We start from the raw sequence: 1,734 nt of genomic DNA on the forward strand, positions 1-1,734 counted from the left end.
TGGTGCCCAGAAGAGGAGCGCAGCAAGGCTGGCTGTTTGGGTCAGTGAGAGCGCTCGAATTTCTGCCTGCTTCCCTGAGTCCGAGCGGCGTTTGCGGTTCGGGTGCCAGAAGAGGACCCGCATCGTTTGAGGTTAGGGAGCCGGGTAGAGTCACCGCATCACCATCAGTTGCACGAGGTCCTTGAACTACGTCGCTGACCGGTTGAGTGCGGCCTCGCAGGCGTTCGATGATGTCCCTTATAGTGGTGGCGTTACCGTTTTTTGGGTCAGGTGGGTTGTCCATGGATGACGCTTTCAATGAGCGGTGTGGGGACGATGACGGCGGCGCGATGTGCCCGATCTGTCGAGGTGAGGAACTGCCGCCGAAGTTTATCGCTGCGATGTTGCGGGCTGGGTCGGCCGGGCCGGTCGTCAGCATGACCGCTGACGAAGCGGCTGAGTGGCTACGGTGCTTCTAACGATCACCTCGACCCCGGTGGGTGGGCCGCCTAGTTTCTTGGCGATCTGGGGGTCGAGGCGATGACTAATAGCTTCTTAGGGCTGAGCGAAGGAAGGGTGATGTCGAAGGGAACCACGGAGCTGGGGTATCGTAACCGCAACGGGCAAGTCGTTTTGCGCAGGACTGATCTGCCGGGGAACGACCATAACCAGATGACCTACGTTTTGCGGTGCGATGGATGCGGCCATGAGTATGGAGCGAACGGCTCAGACATCTTCCAGCGCCGCTGCCCTGCTCATGACGGCGGCGCTGCGGGGCTACCGGTTGGGTCGTGATTCCTTGAGATGTTGAAGCAAGGCGAGCACCAGTCGGGGAGCACCGCGATAGCCATCGTAGCCTTCATGCTCTTGAACTGACGCCATAGCCTCCATGAGGCGGTAAGCAGGGCCATCTCCGTTGAACAGGCTCTCCTCTATGGCATTGAGGTCAATCGTAATGATCTGCGTGCCAGCCTCCCTTGCTTGGACGAAGCGCTCCAACGCCTCGACCCAATAAGGGTCTTCAGCCCAATAAGGTGTTGTTCGATCTTCTGACATCGTGATCCTCCGTTAGGCGGCAAGCGCCCGGTAGACGCTTGCGCGGCCAATCTTGAGGCGCTTGGCAATTTCGGTTGCCCCCAGCCCTTGCTGGCGAAGCTCGCGCACATCGTCAGGGGAGATCGTCGCGGGACGCCCCTTGTAGATGCCCTTGAGCTTAGCGGCCTCAATACCGCGCCGTTGCCTTGCCTTGATGAAGTGCTTCTCCATCATACCCACCATGCCGAAGACAGTCAGCACGACCTCAGCCATGATGTCGGTGCCATCCAGCACGATGTTGGGGTCGTTGATCCGCAGGACCGCCTTCTTCTCGATGACTCGTTTGCCGATGGTGAGAAGGTCGGCGGTATCGCGGGCAAGGCGGTCGGGGTGGAGCGCGAGTAGTTCATCACCCGGGTCGAGAAGCCGGATTGCCGCCTCAAGCTGGTCGCGACCGTCGAGGGACGATCCATTACCGATGTCGGTGAAGACCACCACCGCGCCCAGCTTCTCCAGCATGGCCTTCTGGCTAGCGACATCCTGCCCCTCGTTCGTGCTGATACGAGCGTAGCCCAGCGTCTTGCCCATGCCCGCCACTCCCAGTGTCTCGTTTGGCTGTAAGACCGCCTCGCTCCAGCCGTCCCTGAAGTCAAACGCCACTCATCCGAGACGTATATACCGTCTCATGAACTGTGCCGGATAGGGTTGCCTCAATGAGGC

Annotated in this window: 2 protein-coding genes; both read right to left on the reverse strand. The window is 60.0% G+C overall.

Annotated elements, in window-relative coordinates; translation table 11 throughout:
- Positions 1-756: 756 nt before the first annotated feature.
- On the reverse strand, positions 757-1,035 hold the full coding sequence (locus tag GGQ96_RS21060; RefSeq protein WP_184117191.1) for a hypothetical protein: 279 nt from the start codon (positions 1,033-1,035) through the stop codon (positions 757-759).
- 12 nt (positions 1,036-1,047) lie between these two features.
- A complete protein-coding gene (locus tag GGQ96_RS21065) occupies positions 1,048-1,602 on the reverse strand; it encodes a recombinase family protein (RefSeq protein WP_184117192.1) in 555 nt (184 codons plus the stop codon).
- Positions 1,603-1,734: the final 132 nt, after the last annotated feature.

Origin of the sequence: Sphingomonas abaci (assembly GCF_014199625.1) — a bacterium.
GTDB classification, from domain to species: Bacteria; Pseudomonadota; Alphaproteobacteria; order Sphingomonadales; family Sphingomonadaceae; genus Sphingomonas; species Sphingomonas abaci.

What these genes read in the sequence shown, in the direction of transcription:
- GGQ96_RS21060 (WP_184117191.1), bottom strand. Translation starts at nt 1,035, where the DNA reads ATGTCAGAAGATCGAACAACACCTTATTGGGCTGAAGACCCTTATTGG.
- GGQ96_RS21065 (WP_184117192.1), bottom strand. Translation starts at nt 1,602, where the DNA reads ATGGGCAAGACGCTGGGCTACGCTCGTATCAGCACGAACGAGGGGCAG.